Below are 17,571 nucleotides of genomic sequence, written 5' to 3' on the forward strand. Positions count from 1 at the left end.
TGCGTATCCCCGCCGCGACGGCGGCGCTAGGACTCGGCCGCTTCGCTGGCTGCGTCCAGGCGCATGCCGCGCGAGGCCGGCGCCGCCAGGCGCGTTCCATCCGATGCCGCCGACGGCATCGCCTCGACTGCCTCGATGTCAGCGATGACGCGGTTGCGTCCCCCGCGCTTGGCCCGGTACAGCGCGGCGTCGGCCTCCATGCACAGCCGCTGCAGCACGTAGCCGCAGGTATCGGTGGCCGCGACGCCGACGCTGGCGGACACCGAGACCGTTCCGCCGTTCATGGGCGTGCTTTCGATGGCCACGCGGATGCGGTTGGCCGTTTCCATGCCCTGTTCGCGGGAGCGCCCTGGCAGCAGGATGCCGAACTCCTCGCCGCCGAGGCGGCCGAGCAGGTCCACCGGACGCAACTGCAGCCGGCAGATCGCCACCGTGCGCCTGAGCACGGCGTCGCCTGCCGCATGGCCATGGGTGTCGTTGACCTGCTTGAAATGGTCCAGGTCGATCAATACCAGGCAGGCGTGGGCGCGCCGTTTCTCGAGCAGGCGCAGGGTGCGGTCGGCCTCGCCCATGAAGTGCTGGTGGTGGGCCGTGCCGGTGAGCCCGTCGAGGCTGGACAGCTTCTTGAAGCGCAGCTGCGAGCGCTTCAACCGGAACAGCCACAGCACGATCGAGGCGATCACCAGCAACAGGAGCGCGATGTACAGCCGGCTGGTTTCCATCGCCTTGGTCGCCAGCGCCTGCTGCAGGCGCAGGATGCTGTTCTGCTTGCTCAGCGCCTCGGTCTCGAGCTTCTTGGCCAGCACGTGCTGCTGCACCACCTGGTAAGCCAGGGCGCGGGCGCTGACGTCGTCGAGGTAGCCCTTGTCCTGGGCTACGTAGTGTTCGTAGTAGGCGAGCGAAGCGGCTGCGTTGCCCTGCTTCTTCTCGACCTGATAAAGCACTTCGTATGCGTCCTTGAGGTAATCGTTGATGTCGCCCGCCTTGGTCATCGCCAAGGCGGCGAGCGCCGCCTTTCGCGCATCTTCATCCTTACCAAGCCGTTGGTAGGCCTGCGCACGCTGCACCTGCGCGGAAAGCGTGTGTGGGAAATAGTGGTTGACCCGTATGCTTGGCGCGAGCCGATCAAGCAGCGCCAGCGTCTTGGCGGGTTGATGCTCTTCCAGATGGAGAGTGCCAAGGATGAGCTGCATGGCCACCGACATGATGGGTTGTCGCGCAGCCTTGCACGTGGCGATGGCTTGCGTCAGATCCAGGCTGGAGGAAGTCAGCTGCTTGGCGTTCCAGAGCGCGGCAACCAGTCTGGCGCGCGAGTAGCACCGGGTGAGGTCCGACGTGGCGGTGTCCGCCATCAAGTGCGCGTACTTGATCGCAAGATCCGTCTGTCCCGCAAGGTTCAAGGTTTGCGACAGGTAGCTGAGGATCTGGAGGCGGACTTCCGGGTCGTGGATGCGCGGCAGGTCCATCGCCAGTTGCTGGGCGAGCCTGAAGGCATCCTCGTAGCGGCGGCCGACCGCCAGGTTGTTCATGAGGAGCGCCGAGGCCTTGGCGGCAAGCGTCGGGTTGCCTGACTGGTCGATAACATCACGCAGCGGCTTTTCCGCCGCCGAATAGTTGCCCTCCAGTGAGGACTCGAGCGCATCGAGGTAGTGCAGGTGCCACTGCTGGTCCGTGGTCAGTGCAGGCGCTTCGAGATGGATCTGTGCCAGCCGCTGGCTGAACTGCCGATGGTCGCTGATGCGCAGGCTCTCCGTCTGGTCGAGGAAGGCACCTGCATCGGTGATTCGGGAGGCTTCGGCGGCGTGGCTTCCCTGTAATAGGGTGCAGAGCAGGACGGCCGCAAGGGTGGCCCACAATCCATTGCCTTGCCGACCGATGGGCATGGCCAGAATTTATTCGCGTGACGCTTGCTTGCGTGCCGCACCGTGTCGAGCTTCGGGTGGGGAATACGGCAGCTCCTCACCGTCGGGGCAAGGCTCCTCCTCCTCGTGCCCAGGCGCATTGGTGATCTGTGGCGCCTGAAAGGGCTTCTGTCCGAGTTCTTCGAGCAAACGCCGGCTGTCGTTCGTTACAGTTGCATGCCTAAGAGCATCGGACGCGTTTTCCTTCTCGAGGATGCCGGCAAGCTCGTCTGCAGGCGCATAGCGAAGCGCGGCGTTCCGACCAATCGCTTCCAGAAGTTCGATGGTGTCCGTCATGGTGATTCCCCCCCATTTTTCGTGACCACTGGTCGTTCTTGAGCCCCCGCATCGCGGCCGGCCATGTCAAGCGAGAGATGTTTCCCCGTCCAGCGCGACCAAGCGTTCGCGCATGGCGAGATTCTGCTTCAAGGGTGCAGCAGGAGGTAGGACTACTGTCTCCTCGACCGTCAATTCGATGATCGGCAAGTCGCGCAAGGCCACCCGGCGGATGTTGGGCTTCTGGATCGGCAAGGTGGCGCCGCGATAAACGATTACCTCATGGTCGAGCGGGTAGTCCGCGCTCAGCACATCCACCAGCGCCTGCCGGTATTCCGGACCGGTGGAAAACCGTTTCAGCGACAGGTCGCCCACGACGCCCACCTGCCACAGCACCAGGTATCCCGCCGGATCGATGCGGCGCTCGTAGAACAGCAACTGGCTCGCCTCGAAGTGCTGGCAGCCGTAGCGGCCCGGATCGATGCCCAGGTCGGCGTACAGGCAATCCTCGGCGGAGATGCCGGGCTCCATGTGCGCCTCGTAGCCTTCGGCGCGGGCCATCTCGATGGCCTTGTGCGGCGACCAGGCGAAGATGCCGGGGTGCCCGTAGAAAACGCCGCAGACCCGCTTGCCGGCGCGCACCTCGGCCATCATCAGCTCGACCCACTCGCGGTAGGTCTTCATGCGCGACTTGCCCTTAGCGTAGTAGGGCTGCAGGCTGCGCACGTCCGGGTGCATGCGTTCGAGCCACAGTTCCACCACGCCGTCGGACAGGCCGGCGAACACCACGTCGGCCTGCTCGATGTGGCTGCGCGCCAGCGGCGTCAGGTGGGACCCCAGCGTCATCCCCAGGCCGACACACGCCAGGCGGCCGCGGCGGGAGCTCTCGGGTGCAGGCAAAACCGATGTGTTCATTACGTGATAGTAGGGCAAATTTCCAGGCTCTAGCGGGCGCCGGAACCGGGCCGGCCGAGGCCATGGTCCAGCCTGGTGCTAGAGTGCGCCGCCTCGATGGATCCTCACAGCGAGTGACGCGATGACCTCTCCCGCCCCTTATCCGATCGGCACGCCCGGGTTTCCCTGGGGACCGGCCGAAGTGGCCGCCTGGCTGGCGCGCCAGGCCCGGCAGCGCAGCTACGAAGCACAGGTGCTGCACGCGGTCGACGCCTTGCGTCCGCGTTTCGACGTGATCCCGTACGGCCGCCTGGACTACCACCCGGACAGCTACCCGCTGCTGGCGATCAAGAGCCGTGACTGGCGCGATGACCTGCCCTGCGCGCTGGTGACCGGCGGCGTGCATGGCTACGAGACCAGCGGCGTGCACGGCGCGCTCGAGTTCGTCGACCGGCACGCGTCGGCGTACGCGGGGCGGGTCAATCTGCTGGTGGCGCCCTGCGTGAGTCCCTGGGCCTATGAGCGCATCCATCGCTGGAACGCGCTGGCGATCGATCCCAACCGCTCGTTCCGCGCGGACAGCCCAGCGCCGGAATCGGCCGCGCTGATGGCGCTGGTCGAGCCGCTGCGCGGGCGCGTGCTGGTCCACGTCGATCTGCACGAGACCACCGATACCGACGAGTCGGAATTCCGCCCGGCGCTGGCCGCGCGCGACGGCGTGGCCTACGTGCCGGGCGAAATCCCCGACGGCTTCTATCTGGTGGACGACGAGGAGGCGCCGCAACCGGCGTTCCAGCAGGCGGTGATCGAGGCGGTGGCCAAGGTCACCCATATCGCGCCGGCGGACGCGCAAGGCCAGATCATCGGTTCGCCGGTGGCGGCGCCGGGCGTGATCCGCTATCCGCTGCGCCGGCTCGGGCTTTGCGCGGGCATCACCGACGCGCGCTACAAGACCACCACCGAGGTCTATCCGGACAGCCCACGCGCCAGCCCGGAGCAGTGCAACGCGGCGCAGGCCGCGGCCGTGTGCGCGGCGATCGATTTCGCGCTGGCGCACGCCTGAGCGACGCGCGGGCGTCACCGGCTCAGTGCGCGGCGGGGTTCCACTTCAATACGGTGACCACCGGGAAGTGGTCGGACGGATAGCGCTGGCCCTCGTGGGTGGTCACCGTCTCGTAGCGGGTGGGCGTGAAGCCGCGCACCAGGATCCAGTCGATGCGCCGGTCGGGGGTGCCGGTGAAATTGTGGAAGGTCGCCTCGGGCCCGACCGGATGGGCGACGGCCTCGCGCGCATCGCGCAGCCCCTTGGTCAGCACGGCGTGGGCCTCGCTGGAAGGATCGGTGTTGAAGTCGCCGGTGATCACCACCGCCGCGTCCGCCGGTAGCTTCGCCACGCGGTCGTGGATCTCCTGCGCGGCGCGGTTGCGCGCGTCGGTGTCCTGGTCGCGGTAGGGAAAGTGGGTGTTGTAGTAGTAGAAGCGGCGGCCGCGCCGGTCCTCGAAATGCGCCCAGGTGACCATGCGCGGCAGCGGGTGGCCCCAGCTGATGCTGCCGGGCACGTCCGGCGTATCCGACAGCCAGAAGTTGCCCGAGTCGAGCAAGCGCAGCCGGTCGCGCCGGTAGAACACGCCCATGTGCTCGTCGCGGTCGCCGCCGTAGCGGCCCTCGCCGAACCACGCGTAGTCGGGCAGCTTGCCGACGATATAGTCGCCCTGCAGCTTGTAGAGCTCCTGCGTGCCCATCACGTCGGGGTGTTGCTCGCGGATGGTCTGCACCATCAGGTCGCGGCGCCGCTCCCAGCGGTTGGGGCCGTCGCTGGCGAGCGGCAGGCGTACGTTGAAGCTCATCACGCGCAGCGTCTGCGCGGGCAGCGGCCCGGCCAGGCCGAGCGCGGCAATCAGGATCAGCCACAGGCGCATGGGATTCTCCGGCAGGGGCGAAGTCGTACCCGCAACAGGGTAACGTGTGCGGGCGCGCTGTGGCGCCTGGTGTGTGAGGTGAACCGATGGTCCCGATGAGGACGGCGCGGCTGGTCATCCAGCCGTTGAGCCTGGATGACGATGCATTCGTTCTGCGCTTGCTCAACGAGCCGAGCTTCATGGAGAACATCGGCGACAAGGGCGTGCGCGATCTGGACGGCGCACGCGCCTACCTGCGCGACGGGCCGCTGGCGAGCTATGCGCAGCACGGCTTCGGGCTCTGGCGTGTCGGATTGGCAGGGGAGGGCACGGCGATCGGCACGGCCGGGCTGCTCAAGCGCGATTACCTGGACGGCATCGACATCGGTTATGCGTTCCTGCCCGAATTCACCGGCCAGGGCTACGCGCTGGAGGCGACGCGCGCGGTCATGGAACACGCCCGGCACCTGCCGGGCGTAAGCGGCGTGCTGGCGATCGTGAACGAGCACAACGTCCGCTCGATCGGCCTGCTGGGCAAGCTCGGCTTCCGGCCTGACGGCAGCGTGCGCATTCCCGGGTCGGACCAGACCGTCCGCCGGTTCGCCGCGGCTTTCCGATAGGCCGCGCGGGGACGGGCGCCTAGGACTTCTTGCCGCCGCCGTCCTGCTTGTTCACCGTGGCCCAGGCAATGCGCTCGGCGGTTTCCTGCGACTTGCCTTCTTTCTTCTCGCTCTGCTCGATGTGGTGGGCTTCGCGCTTCTGCTTGTCCGTGTAGGAGGACTTGTCACCCTTGGGCATGGCATGGCTCCGTGGTGGGGTGAACGGACGCTAGCGCGCCGGGGGTGAATGCGGGGTCGCCGCGGGCGCAAGGCGAACACACAGGTGCAAGCCAGCCAACGGGAGAGCTTGCTTGTGCTTCAGGTGGCCGCCTCCACCATAGACGCACCTGCACCGCTTCGTGTCTCCATGCTTTTCATTCTCCATGGCCTGGCGCTGGATGCCCGGCCGTCGCGCCTGCCTGCGCAGGACCGCCATGGCGGCGCTGCCCTTCCCGTTGGCCCGATGTGCCGGCCCCAGCCGCTGGCCGGGAGGCGCGCGCATGCGTAAGTGGCTGCGTCCCCTGGGCCTGGGATTGGCCGGGCTGCTCTGCGTCGGCCTGGCCGGCCTCACCGTGGGCAACGTGCTGCCGCAAGGGCACGGCTTGGCGCAGGCGCCCAGCCACGTCGCGCCGGTACAGAGCGACGGCTTCCGGCGCGAGGCGGTGGCCCTGCTGGACAGCCCGCTGACGCAGGGCGACGCCGTGGCCGACCTGCAGAACGGCGACGCCTACTTCCCCGCGATGCTCGCCGACATCCGCTCGGCGCGGCACAGCATCGAGCTGGAGAGCTACATCCTGCGTCCCGGGCACATCGCGCAGACCTTCGTGGCGGCGCTTTCCGAGCGCGCGCGCGCCGGGGTGAAGGTGCGCATGGTGGTCGACTGGATGGGTTCGCGCGGCAACGAGGCCGACGCCGAGCGGCTGCGCGCGGCCGGCGTGGAGTTCCGCTTTTTCCGCCCGCCGCGGTGGGACGACCTGGACCGCCTGAACAAGCGCACCCACCGCAAGCTGATGGTGGTCGATGACCGCGTCGCTTATACCGGCGGCATGGGCATCGACGATGCGTGGCTGGGCGATGCACGCAACGGCACGCAGAAGCGCGACATGATGTTCCGTATCCAGGGGCCGGCGGTGGCCCGCATGCGCGGGGTGTTCGAGGAACACTGGCTCGCCACCGGCGGCGAGCCGTTGCCGGCGTTCGCCCAGGCGGCGGACGCGGCGCCGGGCGGTCTGCCGGTGCAGGTGGTCGCCAGTGCCGATCGCGTGGGCGACTACAAGTCGCAGCGGCTGTTCCTGCTCGCCATCGCCGGCGCGCGCCGCTCGATCGACCTGCAGGCGTCCTACTTCGTGCCCGACGAACCGGCGCGCCGCGCGCTGATGGCGGCGCTCGCGCGCGGGGTGAAGGTGCGCATCATCGTCGAGGGCGACCACGTGGACGGCCACATGGTCGGCGACGCCTCGCGCACCTACTGGGGCCCGTTCATCGCCGCGGGTGCGCAGATCTACCGCTACGGCCCGTCGCTGTTCCACAGCAAGCTGATGATCGTGGACGACTACCTCACCATCGCGGGGTCCGCCAACTTCGACAGCCGCTCCTTCTACCTCAACGACGAGGCCAATATCGTGGTCTACGACGGCGGTTTCGCGCGGCACATGGACGGCGTGTTCGAGCGCGACCTTACCGTCTGCGGCCTGGTATCGCTGGAGCGCCTGCACGGTCGTCCCTGGTCGCAGCGGCTCAGCGATAGGTTCTGGGCCAGCTTCGCCTCGCAGCTTTGAACCCGCTCGGGTTTGAAACGCCTGGGCGCGCGGCCGGCTAGAATCCCGGCTCGTTCGGTCCGGCCACGGCGGCAGGGCCTGCCCAGCGGAGGAGACGGCGATGGAAGAGGGGATGAAACGGTGCCCGGCCTGCGCGGAGCTCATCCAGGCCGCGGCGCACAAGTGCCGCTACTGCGGCACCGACCTGGACAGCTACGTCGCCGCGCACGAGGCGACGGTGGAGCAGACGCTGTTCTCGGGCCACCCGCGGGTGATCTACAGTTTCGGCCAATACGTGCTGGCGGTGTGCACGCTGGGCCTGGCGCTGCTGGTCTACTGGGTGCGCAGCTTAAGCATCACCTTCATCGTCACCACGCAACGCGTGCAGGTCGAGCGCGGCCTGTTCTCCAAGGCCAAGGACAGCCTGGAACTGTTCCGGGTGGATCATTTCGACGTGCTCAAGCCCTTGGGGATGCGCATGCTGGGGCTGTGCGAGGTACACCTGCATTCGTCCGATCCGGGCATGTCGTCGGTGTACCTCTACGGCATTCCCGGCCTCGAGGCGATGGCCGACACGCTGCGCGACTGCTCGCTGCGCGAGCGCGCCCGCCGGCGCGTGCTGCCGATGGAGCAGATGTAACGGTTGGACCCATTCCGCCGGCGTCCGGGCCGACGGGAGGGTGGGCAGGTGAGGTGGAAGCCCCTTGCAGCGCGCAGGGTGTGCCTACCCATCGTCGGCTTCGTGGGGGAGGGCAAGGCGGGATGCACGCAGGCGTCCTTACGCGGCCGGCCCTTCGCCCAGCGACGCGGCGATCCTGCCCACTTCGGCCAGCACCCTGCTGCGCATGGCGGCGTCGGCCGCGGGCGCGACGTAGTAGGCGGCCACCAGCAGCGGTGGCCGGTGCGGCGGAAAGAGGATCGCGACATCGTTGCTCTCGCCCGCGGGGCCGCTGCCGGTCTTGTCGCCGGCGCTCCAGCCGGCGGGCAGGCCGGCGCGCAGCCGGTCGGTGCCGGTGAGGCAGCCGCGCATCCAGGTGAGCAATCGCTTGCGGGACGCGTCCGAGAGCGCATCGCCGAGCAGGATGCGTTGCAGCGTATCGACCGCGGCGTCAGGCGTGGTGGTGTCCCGCGCATCGCCGGTTTGGCCGACGTTGAGTTCGGGTTCGCTGCGGTCCAGCCGGGTCACCATATCGCCCAGGCCGCGCACGAAGGCGGTCACCGCCTGCGGGCCGCCCAGGCTGGACAGCAGCAGATTGGCGGCGGCGTTGTCGCTGACGGTGATCGTCGCCCCGCACAGCTCGTCCACGCGCATGCCTGGTGCGCCGGTGTGCAAGCGGGTGATCGGCGAGTGGCCGAGCAGCACATCGCGGTCGAATGTCACGCGGCGCTCCGGCCGCTCCAGTCCGTGGTCGATGCGTGCTAGCACCGCGGCCACCGCCAGCACCTTGAACGTGCTGCACATGAGGAAGCGCTCGCCGCCGCGATGGGCGATCCGGCGCCCGCCGCCGGTATCCAGGATCGCCACGCCCAGCCGTCCGCCATGGCGGCGCTCCAGCGCGGCAAGGCGGATGGCCGGGTCCGTCGCGGCGGCATCCCGCGTAGCGTGGGCCAGCGTGGCCGGCAACAGGGCGCCCAGCAGGCTGCCCTTGATGAAATCGCGGCGTTTCATTCCAGTCCGATCCTTTCGTTGCTGAGGCGACGCCCATGCTCGGGGACTGCCGGGCGCAGCCAAGGCCAGGGGCGGGGCAGAGCCCAGGCATGGGCCGGCGCCGGGATGACTCCCCCCGGGCCGATGGCTACTAGACTGCAGCCCGGGGTGAGGGAAAACACCATTGGCTCGCGCCGTGACGGCGCACATCGGGAGGACCATCGCATGAGCAACGCACTTCTCTTTGTCCCTGCAGTGCTGGCGCTGACGATCTCCACGGCCTTCGCGCAACAACAGCAGCCCCAAAGCGATCCGAACGCCGACATGATGCGCAGGCAACAGGACACCTATAACCGCCAGCTGCAGAACAAGGCCGACCAGTTCGCGGAGGGCGACCGTCAGGCCTGGCTCAATTCCGCGGCCAACCTGGCCAAGCTGCGGGTCAAGCTGGCCGAGGCATGGCAGGGCATGGGCATGTCGCCGCAGGGAGCGAAGTTCGTGGCCGATGCCTACGATCCGAATCTAGCCTTCCACATGCACCGCGCGTCGCTGCGTGGAAAAAGCGATCAGGAAGTCGCGCAGATGCTGCAATCCGCATTGAAGGACAAGCACTACATGATGGCGGACCAGTTGTTGATCGACTACCAGCGGGAAAAGCTCAGGCTCGGTGCCTCCGCGGCTCCGGATACGGGACGCTGAGGTACGCACGGGGCCTACCGGCGCACGTAATCCTGCGCCGGTCGCTCGCCTTTCTGGCGCTGGTTGTCCTCGCCGGTGTCGTTCCTGGCGTCGCCGCCGGCGGTGGTGTCGGCGGGCCATTTGGGCGCTTCGTTGCCAGGGTGGCCGGCAGCCTGTTTCTTCTGCTCGTCCCCCGTGTTCTTGCCCGGACGCGATGTGCTCATGGCCGTTCTCCTGGGAAACATCGCATCATTGTCGGCAGGGGCGTGGAAGAGCGCGTGAGCGGGGGGCGTCATCGACGGGGCCGGCCGGACGCTTGGCTTTTGGGCGGACGGTCACATTCCATGTCGCACCGCTCCCGCGATTTTCATCTGTCCGTGATGCCGACCCGTCCCACCATGGATCCCGGTCCAGGCAGAGGAGCATGTCGATGGCATACCTCGTCGGAGACATCGTGGTGGTCGGTTCCTGGGTGGTTCCCGCGCAAGGCCGCGGCTTCGTGGGGCAGTTCGCCCTGTTGCGCGCCCAGCCCGGCCTGCCGGTGATCCGCACCGGCACCGTGGATGCGAGTGGTCCGTTCGACGACCTGTTCGAGGCGGCCGAGGCCGGCTGCCAGGCGGGCATCGAGGCGGCCAAGGTGCGCCAGGGCGACATCGCCTTGATGCCCATTCCGTATCCGCCCGGCCCGCTGTCGGTCTGACCCGGCCACGTTGCCTGTTCGGCAGGCGAGCGTCGCAGCCGTGGACGAGCCTGCTTGCGTTCGCGCGCGCCGGCCGCAAGATCGGCTGACCATCCAAGAGGAACCCGCCATGCAGCACACCCATCATGAGCGCACGTTCGAGGACAGCGGCAAGCAGTTCGTGGCCATACTCAACGAGCAGCCCGACGGCCTGCTCAGCGTCACCGTGCGTCTTCCGGACGGCACGATGCGCGTGGTGCCCGGCGAGCATTTCGGCGACGAAGACCAGGCGATGGCGGCTGCCAGCTCGTTCGCGCACGAGCTGGTGGGGTCCTGCTGAGCGCTGCCAGCTTCCAGGCCATGACCGACCCGATCGAGCTCGAGGACCTGCTGCACCTGGCCCGCGTGGCGGAAGGGCGCGGCGCCTCGCTACCCGAGCCTGCGGTGGCGCGGTTGGTGTGTTTGGGACTGGTTCGGCGCCCGGAGCACCTCTGCGAAGGAGCGCCGACGCTCGAACTCACTCCCGAAGGCCTGGCGCGAGTTCGCTCGAGCGACCAGTAGCGAACCAAACGCTCCCATGGCGATATCGGACCGAGCTCCGGCGCCGATCCCGAGCAAAGCGGGCGCGGCCGTTGCCGTGGCAATGACCGAGCGCGTGCGCGAACTTCACTCCACAGGCCTTAGCTTGTCGATGCGCAGGACGGGGAAGACGCCGTCAGCACTCGTGTCCATGCCAGAGCCACGCGCTTGAACGCCGAGCACCTGATCCAGGCCAACGCCAAGACCGAACGGATTCGCTACGACGGCTTTCGGGCGTTTCTGCTCGGCCGCCAGCCGAGCCGGCGGCTCGCCGACGCCTTCGCGCGGCAGATCGTCGCGCGCGGCGAGCAGGCGCGTTACGGGTATCCGCAGGATGCCGTCGAACCGGTTATCGCGCGGGACTTTTACTACTGGGTGTGCGAGTCCTGACGCCGCCGGTCAAGGCGGAGACACGGTCAATGACGGCTGCGCGCCAATTCCGCGGCACGGCGTTGTTCGGCGCGGCGCCGGTCCTGCGCGGCCATCAACAACTGGCGGCGCGTCGGCGGCATGGCAGGTATCTCGTCCGGGATCAGGCCGAGGTAGCGTCCAAACCGGATCGCCTGCTGACGCCACTTGGCGGCAGGCCATGGGCTGTGGGTGGTGAAGTGTGCGTTGATCGTCATATGCACATCCTGGCCTGGGCTGGCCGTGGCGGCGCGCGGATCGCCACCTCGGAACACCAATGTGCAACGGCAGGTGTTAGCTGGCCGTAATGCGCAGGCTATGGCCGCGACGAGGAGGCTGCTGGCCTCATCGACGCTGCCCTGACGGCCCCCGCGCGACACTGGGTTCCGGATCAGCAACCGGATGAGTGCCATGGGCGACGAACACGACCAGCGCGGGCGACGCCCGACCGCGAGCCCGATGGCGCCCGATGCCGAGGGCAAGACCGCCGCGTCCAACACGCAGAGCCAGGGCGGCATCGGCCACGAGGTGGCGCGGGCGGCGCGCGAAGATTTCGATCCGTCTACCGGCCTGCCAGGCGGGCCACTGGACCGGGCCGATCCGCCCCGGATGTCGCTCGACCAGGGCGGCGGCAAGGCGCCTTCGGACGGCCGTGCGCATCATGGCTTCAGCGGCGATGACGGCGCGCATCTGGCCACCGGCAGCACCGGCACGCCAGCCTCGCGCCAGAGCGGCACCGCGGCCGACCTGGGCGCGCAGCAGGACCAGCGGCTCCATGCCAGCCCGAGCGATCCGGCCGAGCGCACCACCGGTGGCGACTCGCCCAATCGAGGCGGCATCGCCGGTTCGCCTGGCGGCCCGGCCCGCATGGCGCCTTCGCGCATGCCTGGCGAGGATGCCGACGACGGCGTGGTCCAGGGCGGCCAGAGCGGCAACGACGCCCAGCAGGACCAGCAGATCTGACAGAGCCGCCGGTGCCCGCGCATCGGCCGTCCGTACGCAAGTCGCGCAGGTCGCGTGTGCAAGCTCTGCACATCCATGAACCGCGCGCATCCTGCACGCGATCCCTCCCGGACAAGTCAGGCAAGGGCAAGGTTGTGCGCGGACCGCGGTGCTACGGTCGGACGTTCTGGGCCGGCATGGCCGGTGGCTGTTTCCACGGCAGCCATCCGCCGAGGGCCCGCTAGCGAGGAGAAGGCGCACATGCTCAATTCGACATTCCGGTGGACCGCCGGGCCGCTGGCGGTGGCGGCGATCGCCCTGGGCGGCTGCACGCACTACGTCAAGCAGGCCGATTTCGATTCGGCCATCGCCGAACTGCGCGCCAACGACCAGAAGCAGCAACAGCAACTGGACTCGCTGACCCAGGACATGCAGCAGCGCTTCGCCAAGTACGACGCGCAGATCGCGCAGATGGGCGGGCGCGTGCGGCTGGATACGGCAGCGCACTTCGCTTTCAACGATGCGTCACTGCGCGACCAGGACAAACCGCTGCTGGACGACTTCGCCAAGGTGATCAGCCAGCACTATCCCGATGCGGTGATCACGGTGGAGGGCTTCGCCGACCCGGCCGGTTCGGCCAGCTATAACCGCCGACTGGGCGAGCGCCGTGCCAAGGCCGTGCGCGACTATCTCGTGCAGGAGGGCCTGTCGGCCGATCACCTGCGTGCGGTGAGCTACGGCGAAGCGGTCAACCGCCAGGTCCAGCGCGGGAAATCACGGGAAGCGGGTGCGGCCAACCGGCGCGTGACGCTGGTAGTGGATTTTGCCGGGCAGTCGGGTACGGCGACCGCTCCCGCCGGCACAACGACGGGCTAGACGCACGATCCGCATCGCGGGCAGGTAATTTCCGTCGACGGCCAGATGAACGGCCCTTTCCCCGTGCGTCGGGGGAAGGGCATCAGGCAGCGGCCGCCTCGACCCATCCAGTATTTTTCGACCGGGGCTGCGGAGCTACCGTCGTGCGCGCTTTCCAGTGGGTCGACCGACGCGCATCGTTGATTTGGGATGCGTGCTGGACACGCGGACGCATGCGCGAGGCTGATGCAGATCGCCAGGCGTAGGACAGGCACGCAGGCGCGCAACACCACAACACTGAACGGACGGCTGTGGAGGAGCCCGTTGACCGATGGCTAAGGGGTTCTTTATGCGCTCGCCGCTAGGGTGGTAATCGTTCGCCAGCTGGGCGGACTTTTCCCCACTCAACAGGAGAACGCCATGAGCAACGACAAACGCGGTTTCGCCTCGATGGACGAAAACAAGCAGCGTGAGATCGCCAGCAAGGGCGGCAAGGCCGGCGGTGGCGACCACGCCACGCACGAACAGCACGTGCAGGCCGGCAAGCAGAGCAGCGGCGGCACGCACGAGCAGCATGTCAAGGCGGGCCAGCAGAGCCACAAGAACGACTGACCACCCCCATCGGAACTAGAGAGCGCGAAGGGCGGCCGCAAGGCCGCCCTTCGCATGTGCGCCACTCGCCCGCCGGCGCTCGACGCCACCTGCTCGCCTATGGTCGCTGCGCAGCAGCGGCGGTAAAGGAGAAGAGCGGATGAGATCTGCATGTCGTGCTGGGCGTGCTGCTGGCGGTTTGTTCGCTGACGGACCGAGGGAGCCACCATCCAGCCGCGCACACCGGGCCATGCAGCGACGCGATTTCGCCGATCGCGGCACGGCGGTGAGCGCGATCCCCCGGCTGGGCGACGAGGCCCTCGTGGCCGAAGCCGAGGGCAACGAAGCGCTCAAGCTTCGCGTGGGCCCTTACGTGGGCCAGATCAACTTGGGCATCGAGGATCGCCCGCCCGCGTCCTTGCGTCCCGCGGTGCTGGCGTTGGGCAGGCAGGTCGCCGGGCGATTGCCCTGAAGCTGCAGGCGTTGCGGCGCGCCGCCATAATCGGCTGCCCCCCAAGCCGATTGGAGCCACGATGAAGTTCCTGATGATGATCTACGTCGATGACGCGCTTCTGCAGGCGCTGCCGGACGGCGAATTCGACTCCATGATGCGCGGCTGCCTGGCCCATGCCGACGAGCTGCGCGAGGCCGGTTGCGTGCTCGGCTCCCAGCAGCTCGAAGCGCCGGCCACGGCACGCTCGTTCCGGGTACGCCAGCAGCGCAGTACGGTTTTCGACGGGCCGTTCGCCGAAACCAAGGAATACCTGGCCGGCTTCAACCTGATCGAGGCGCAGGACCTGGACGAAGCCGTGCGCATCGCACAGACCTTTCCCTGGGCCCGCATCGGCGCGATCGAAGTGCGGCCGGTGCGCGACATGGACGCAGTGCGCCAGCGCGTCAACGCCCGCGTCGAGGCCTAAAAAAAGGCCGCGCCCTGTGGGGCGCGGCCAAGCGGATCCGACCACTGCCAGATGGATCGGTGCCGGCGGCGGAGGGACCGCGACGGCCGGCGCACGATAGGCGCCGGTCGTCTCAGGGATTCGGACCGGCCGATCCGGAACACCGGCGCGGCTCATGCAGGCTTGCCGCCGGCTTCATCCTCCGCCCACCTTTCCGAACCGCCGGGACGCGGTAAGGCGCCTGCACGCAAAGCGCCCGGCCGGCTCACACCCCCTAGACGGGGGGCACGCGCACGATGGCTGCACCGTCACTGGCCACAAGGAGTAAGCCCATGCTGATTACCATCCTGGTCATCCTGGTGATTCTCGCGCTGCTCGGCATGCCCACCTGGGGCTACTCGCGTTCGTGGGGCTACGGGCCCAGCGGCGGCCTGGGCCTGATCATCGTGATCGTGCTGGTGCTCTGGCTGCTGGGCGTGTTCCGCTGAGGTCTCGGCGCGACTGCCATCCGGCGATCCGTCTCCGGCATGGGTGCGCGGTGCGTGGGAGAATGGACAGCTTCCACCCACGGCCCCGCATCCCATGCTGGAATTGATCGGCTTCGACGGCGACGACACCCTTTGGCACAGCGAGGGCTACTACCAGGCGGCCGGCGCCGAATTCGCCGCGATCCTCGGCCGCTATGTCGACGTCGCCGACCGCCACGTGCAGGACAGCATGCTGGCCACCGAACGGCGCAACCTCGGCCTGTTCGGCTACGGCGCCAAGGGCATGACGCTGTCGATGGTGGAGACGGCCATCGCCATCACCGACGCGCGCATCGACGCGCGCGACATCCACCGCATCGTGCAGCTGGGCAAGACGGTGCTGGAGCACCCGGTGGAGCTGCTGCCCGGCATCCGCGCCGCGGTCGAGGCGGTCGCCGCCGTGCACGCGATCGTGCTGATCACCAAGGGTGACCTGGCGCACCAGGAGAAGAAAGTCGCGCAGTCGGGCCTGGCCGACCTGTTCCACCGCATCGAGATCGTCTCGGAGAAGAACGAGGCCACCTATCGGCGCGTGCTGGGCGAATTCGGACTGCAGCCGGCGCAGTTCGCGATGGTAGGCAACTCGCTGCGCTCGGACATCGAGCCGGTGCTGGCGATCGGCGGCTGGGGCGTGCACATGCCCTACCACGTGACCTGGGCCCACGAACTCGAAACCGGCCTGGACGGCCAGGAGCAGCGACTGGTCAGCGTCGACGGGCCGGCCGGCGTTCCTGCCGCGGTGGCACGGCTGGACGCGCTGGCCGCCACCTCCGTCGCCGCCTGACAGCATGGCCGCAAGCGTGCCGCGCGTGGTGCTGGACACCAACGTGTGCCTGGACCTGTTCGTGTTCGACGACCCGCGTTGCGCCGGGATCCGGGCGGCGTTGCGCGAGGGCGCGGTCGAGGCGGTGACCTGTGCGGCCTGCGAGGACGAGTGGCGCGAAGTGCTGTGCTATCCGCAACTGGCGCTGGAACCCGGCGCGCGCCGCCGCGCCTCGGTCGCGTTCGAGGCTTTGGTGCGGCGGCTGCCGGTGACGGACCTGGCGGCCGCCGTGCCGCGCTGCGCCGATCCGGACGACCAGAAGTTCCTCGTGCTGGCCGCTTGCGTCGGTGCGCGCTGGCTGCTCAGCCGTGACCGGGCGCTGCTGGCGCTCAGCCGGCGCAGCCTGCGCCAGTGTGGTTTCGCCGTCGTAGCGCCGCAGGAATGGCCCGCGCCCTTTGGCCGTCCGGACGCCCTCGGCTACGGGCTGTCGGCAAAGCCCGTGTAGCCTTCGGGAAAGACCGGCGTGCCGTCGTCCTCCAGCGCCAGCACGGCCGCCAGGGCGTCGCTGGCGGCCTGTTCGGCGCGGGCCTGTTCGCGGAAGCTGCGGTTCTCGCAGATCGCGTAGTACACGGGGAAGCCGCGTCCCCCGCTCGGCGTCACCGCGAGCCAGGCGGTGTAGCGCGAGCCTTCGAGGCTCGCGCCGGAGCGGACGAGATAACGGTCGAAGTGGCGCTCGGCCATGGTCGTCGCTCCAATGCGGGAGCCGAAGTATAGCCACTTGCACCATATCCCCCGCGGCGCTGCAATCGGCGCAAGGTGAATCGAATGCTGACGCTCTGTCCGGTGACGTGCCCGTACTGCGGTGAGCCGATCGAGCTGCTGCTCGATGGATCGGCCGGCGAACAGCGCTATATCGAAGATTGCCCGGTGTGCTGCCGGCCGATCGAAGTGCGCGTGGCCCTGGATGGTGAGGGCGAGCCGTGGGCGCAGGTCGCCGGCGAGGACGAGGGATGAGCCCGCCGGCGGTGGCCCTCAGCCCAGTGTGATCCCCTGCTCCACCAGCGCCTCGCGCGTGCGCGGATCGCTCTGGGCGGTCACCGGGCGGGTGAGCTCCCACAGCATGCACGCGCGAAACCCCAGCGCCAGCGCATCCTGCGCGGTCCATAGCACGCATACGTCGCGTGCCAGGCCGCCTACGTGCACCTGCGTCACGCCGCGCTCGCGCAGCCAGCCGGCCAGGCCGGTGGGCGGGCGCGTGCCGCCGGGGCCGTGGTTCTCGCGGAAGGCGCTGTAGGAATCGACCACCGGGTCGGTGCCCTTGCGCACGATCAGGTCCAGCGGCGTCCAGTCCGCCGCCGGGTGCAGGGCCGCGCCGGGCGTGCCGGCCACGCAGTGCACCGGCCACAGCGTCTGCGGCTGGCCGTGCAGGTTGATCTCCTCGAAAGGCAGGCGGCCGGGATGGTTGGCGGCGAAGGAAACGTGGCCGCGCGGGTGCCAGTCCTGGGTGGCCACGACGTGCCTATAGCGCCGCGCACGCAGCAAGGCGTCGATGCCCGGCAGGATCGCGTCGCCCTCATGGCAGGCCAGCGATCCGCCCGGCATGAAATCCGGCTGCACATCGACGAGGATCAGCGCGGTGTCGTGAGGGTAGGGGGCCATCGGTACAGTGTAGTTGCC

27 protein-coding genes and 1 pseudogene are annotated in these 17,571 nt (G+C 68.6%); 18 read left to right on the plus strand and 10 right to left on the minus strand.

Annotated features, from left to right (window positions below; all coding sequences use genetic code 11):
- Positions 1-26 precede the first annotated feature (26 nt).
- From VGU03_RS01270 to VGU03_RS01280, 3 genes are all read right to left on the minus strand, one after another.
- Positions 27-1,883 (minus strand): GGDEF domain-containing protein, encoded by a 1,857-nt coding sequence (locus VGU03_RS01270; RefSeq protein ID WP_327477938.1) that lies wholly within the window; start codon positions 1,881-1,883, stop codon positions 27-29.
- A 9-nt stretch (positions 1,884-1,892) separates the two neighbouring features.
- A complete protein-coding gene (locus VGU03_RS01275; RefSeq protein WP_327477940.1) occupies positions 1,893-2,198 on the minus strand; it encodes a hypothetical protein in 306 nt (101 codons plus the stop codon).
- A gap of 66 nt (positions 2,199-2,264) precedes the next feature.
- Entirely contained in the window at positions 2,265-3,092 is an 828-nt protein-coding gene (locus VGU03_RS01280; protein ID WP_327477942.1) for an SAM-dependent methyltransferase, read from the minus strand.
- 121 nt (positions 3,093-3,213) lie between these two features.
- Here VGU03_RS01280 and VGU03_RS01285 point away from each other — a divergent pair, with 121 nt between their 5' ends.
- Positions 3,214-4,134 (plus strand): M14 family metallocarboxypeptidase, encoded by a 921-nt coding sequence (locus tag VGU03_RS01285; protein ID WP_327477943.1) that lies wholly within the window; start codon positions 3,214-3,216, stop codon positions 4,132-4,134.
- A 22-nt stretch (positions 4,135-4,156) separates the two neighbouring features.
- On the opposite strand, the gene VGU03_RS01290 is transcribed toward VGU03_RS01285, so the two are convergent.
- Positions 4,157-4,990: an endonuclease/exonuclease/phosphatase family protein gene (locus VGU03_RS01290; protein ID WP_327477945.1), complete on the minus strand. Its 834-nt coding sequence runs from the start codon at positions 4,988-4,990 to the stop codon at positions 4,157-4,159.
- 95 nt (positions 4,991-5,085) lie between these two features.
- On the opposite strand from VGU03_RS01290, the gene VGU03_RS01295 reads away from it, so the two are divergent.
- The gene (locus tag VGU03_RS01295) at positions 5,086-5,589 is read left to right on the plus strand and encodes a GNAT family N-acetyltransferase (protein WP_327477947.1); all 504 of its coding nucleotides are present in this window, start codon (positions 5,086-5,088) and stop codon (positions 5,587-5,589) included.
- 22 nt (positions 5,590-5,611) lie between these two features.
- Here VGU03_RS01295 and VGU03_RS01300 read toward each other — a convergent pair.
- Positions 5,612-5,767 (minus strand): annotated as a pseudogene (locus VGU03_RS01300) (HupB); the annotation flags it as partial.
- A 301-nt stretch (positions 5,768-6,068) separates the two neighbouring features.
- On the opposite strand from VGU03_RS01300, the gene VGU03_RS01305 reads away from it, so the two are divergent.
- Together VGU03_RS01305 and VGU03_RS01310 are read left to right on the plus strand one after the other, a co-directional pair.
- Positions 6,069-7,346, plus strand: a complete 1,278-nt coding sequence (locus VGU03_RS01305; RefSeq protein WP_327477949.1) for a phospholipase D-like domain-containing protein — start codon at positions 6,069-6,071, stop codon at positions 7,344-7,346.
- A gap of 112 nt (positions 7,347-7,458) precedes the next feature.
- Positions 7,459-7,965 carry a PH domain-containing protein gene (locus tag VGU03_RS01310; RefSeq protein ID WP_327477951.1) on the plus strand — a complete coding sequence of 169 codons (507 nt, stop codon included), beginning with the start codon at positions 7,459-7,461 and terminating at the stop codon, positions 7,963-7,965.
- Positions 7,966-8,103: 138 nt separating this feature from the next.
- On the opposite strand, the gene bla is transcribed toward VGU03_RS01310, so the two are convergent.
- Positions 8,104-8,994: a class A beta-lactamase gene (gene bla / locus VGU03_RS01315; RefSeq protein WP_327477953.1), complete on the minus strand. Its 891-nt coding sequence runs from the start codon at positions 8,992-8,994 to the stop codon at positions 8,104-8,106.
- Positions 8,995-9,141: 147 nt separating this feature from the next.
- Between bla and VGU03_RS01320 the strand changes: the two genes are divergently transcribed.
- Positions 9,142-9,672, plus strand: coding sequence for a hypothetical protein (locus VGU03_RS01320; protein WP_327477955.1), 531 nt, complete (start codon positions 9,142-9,144; stop codon positions 9,670-9,672).
- A 14-nt stretch (positions 9,673-9,686) separates the two neighbouring features.
- Here the strand turns inward: VGU03_RS01320 and VGU03_RS01325 are convergent, their stop codons facing one another.
- Positions 9,687-9,875 carry a hypothetical protein gene (locus VGU03_RS01325; protein ID WP_327477957.1) on the minus strand — a complete coding sequence of 63 codons (189 nt, stop codon included), beginning with the start codon at positions 9,873-9,875 and terminating at the stop codon, positions 9,687-9,689.
- 206 nt (positions 9,876-10,081) lie between these two features.
- On the opposite strand from VGU03_RS01325, the gene VGU03_RS01330 reads away from it, so the two are divergent.
- The 4 genes from VGU03_RS01330 to VGU03_RS01345 all read left to right on the plus strand — a co-directional run bounded on the left by VGU03_RS01330 (position 10,082) and on the right by VGU03_RS01345 (position 11,299).
- Positions 10,082-10,351, plus strand: coding sequence for a hypothetical protein (locus VGU03_RS01330; protein WP_327477959.1), 270 nt, complete (start codon positions 10,082-10,084; stop codon positions 10,349-10,351).
- A gap of 109 nt (positions 10,352-10,460) precedes the next feature.
- On the plus strand, positions 10,461-10,670 hold the full coding sequence (locus tag VGU03_RS01335) for a hypothetical protein (protein WP_327474183.1): 210 nt from the start codon (positions 10,461-10,463) through the stop codon (positions 10,668-10,670).
- A 20-nt stretch (positions 10,671-10,690) separates the two neighbouring features.
- Complete coding sequence (locus VGU03_RS01340) at positions 10,691-10,891, plus strand: hypothetical protein (protein ID WP_327477961.1); 201 nt, start codon at positions 10,691-10,693, stop codon at positions 10,889-10,891.
- Between the two features lie 186 nt (positions 10,892-11,077).
- The gene (locus VGU03_RS01345) at positions 11,078-11,299 is read left to right on the plus strand and encodes a hypothetical protein (protein WP_327477962.1); all 222 of its coding nucleotides are present in this window, start codon (positions 11,078-11,080) and stop codon (positions 11,297-11,299) included.
- Between the two features lie 26 nt (positions 11,300-11,325).
- Here the strand turns inward: VGU03_RS01345 and VGU03_RS01350 are convergent, their stop codons facing one another.
- A complete protein-coding gene (locus VGU03_RS01350) occupies positions 11,326-11,535 on the minus strand; it encodes a hypothetical protein (RefSeq protein ID WP_327477964.1) in 210 nt (69 codons plus the stop codon).
- 193 nt (positions 11,536-11,728) lie between these two features.
- Between VGU03_RS01350 and VGU03_RS01355 the strand changes: the two genes are divergently transcribed.
- The 8 genes from VGU03_RS01355 (at position 11,729) to VGU03_RS01390 (ending at position 16,399) form a co-directional block, all read left to right on the plus strand.
- Positions 11,729-12,280: a hypothetical protein gene (locus VGU03_RS01355; protein ID WP_327477966.1), complete on the plus strand. Its 552-nt coding sequence runs from the start codon at positions 11,729-11,731 to the stop codon at positions 12,278-12,280.
- A 240-nt stretch (positions 12,281-12,520) separates the two neighbouring features.
- Positions 12,521-13,135 carry an OmpA family protein gene (locus VGU03_RS01360; RefSeq protein ID WP_327477968.1) on the plus strand — a complete coding sequence of 205 codons (615 nt, stop codon included), beginning with the start codon at positions 12,521-12,523 and terminating at the stop codon, positions 13,133-13,135.
- 399 nt (positions 13,136-13,534) lie between these two features.
- The gene (locus tag VGU03_RS01365) at positions 13,535-13,726 is read left to right on the plus strand and encodes a KGG domain-containing protein (RefSeq protein ID WP_327477969.1); all 192 of its coding nucleotides are present in this window, start codon (positions 13,535-13,537) and stop codon (positions 13,724-13,726) included.
- A gap of 229 nt (positions 13,727-13,955) precedes the next feature.
- On the plus strand, positions 13,956-14,177 hold the full coding sequence (locus VGU03_RS01370; protein WP_327477970.1) for a hypothetical protein: 222 nt from the start codon (positions 13,956-13,958) through the stop codon (positions 14,175-14,177).
- Positions 14,178-14,238: 61 nt separating this feature from the next.
- Positions 14,239-14,625 (plus strand): YciI family protein, encoded by a 387-nt coding sequence (locus VGU03_RS01375; protein ID WP_327477971.1) that lies wholly within the window; start codon positions 14,239-14,241, stop codon positions 14,623-14,625.
- 311 nt (positions 14,626-14,936) lie between these two features.
- Entirely contained in the window at positions 14,937-15,092 is a 156-nt protein-coding gene (locus tag VGU03_RS01380; protein WP_327477973.1) for a DUF3309 family protein, read from the plus strand.
- A gap of 94 nt (positions 15,093-15,186) precedes the next feature.
- Positions 15,187-15,915, plus strand: coding sequence for an HAD family hydrolase (locus VGU03_RS01385; protein ID WP_327477975.1), 729 nt, complete (start codon positions 15,187-15,189; stop codon positions 15,913-15,915).
- Positions 15,916-15,919: 4 nt separating this feature from the next.
- On the plus strand, positions 15,920-16,399 hold the full coding sequence (locus VGU03_RS01390) for a PIN domain-containing protein (protein ID WP_327477977.1): 480 nt from the start codon (positions 15,920-15,922) through the stop codon (positions 16,397-16,399).
- Here VGU03_RS01390 and VGU03_RS01395 read toward each other — a convergent pair.
- Positions 16,372-16,635: a hypothetical protein gene (locus tag VGU03_RS01395; protein ID WP_327477979.1), complete on the minus strand. Its 264-nt coding sequence runs from the start codon at positions 16,633-16,635 to the stop codon at positions 16,372-16,374. The two genes, VGU03_RS01390 and VGU03_RS01395, sit on opposite strands and share 28 nt — an antisense overlap.
- An 84-nt stretch (positions 16,636-16,719) precedes the next feature.
- Here VGU03_RS01395 and VGU03_RS01400 point away from each other — a divergent pair, with 84 nt between their 5' ends.
- Positions 16,720-16,908: a CPXCG motif-containing cysteine-rich protein gene (locus tag VGU03_RS01400; protein ID WP_327477981.1), complete on the plus strand. Its 189-nt coding sequence runs from the start codon at positions 16,720-16,722 to the stop codon at positions 16,906-16,908.
- An 18-nt stretch (positions 16,909-16,926) separates the two neighbouring features.
- On the opposite strand, the gene VGU03_RS01405 is transcribed toward VGU03_RS01400, so the two are convergent.
- Complete coding sequence (locus VGU03_RS01405) at positions 16,927-17,553, minus strand: nicotinamidase (RefSeq protein ID WP_327477983.1); 627 nt, start codon at positions 17,551-17,553, stop codon at positions 16,927-16,929.
- Between the last annotated feature and the right edge of the window lie 18 nt (positions 17,554-17,571).

The sequence above is a fragment of the Frateuria sp. genome (genome assembly GCF_035944355.1).
Taxonomy (GTDB): domain Bacteria; phylum Pseudomonadota; class Gammaproteobacteria; order Xanthomonadales; family Rhodanobacteraceae; genus Frateuria_A.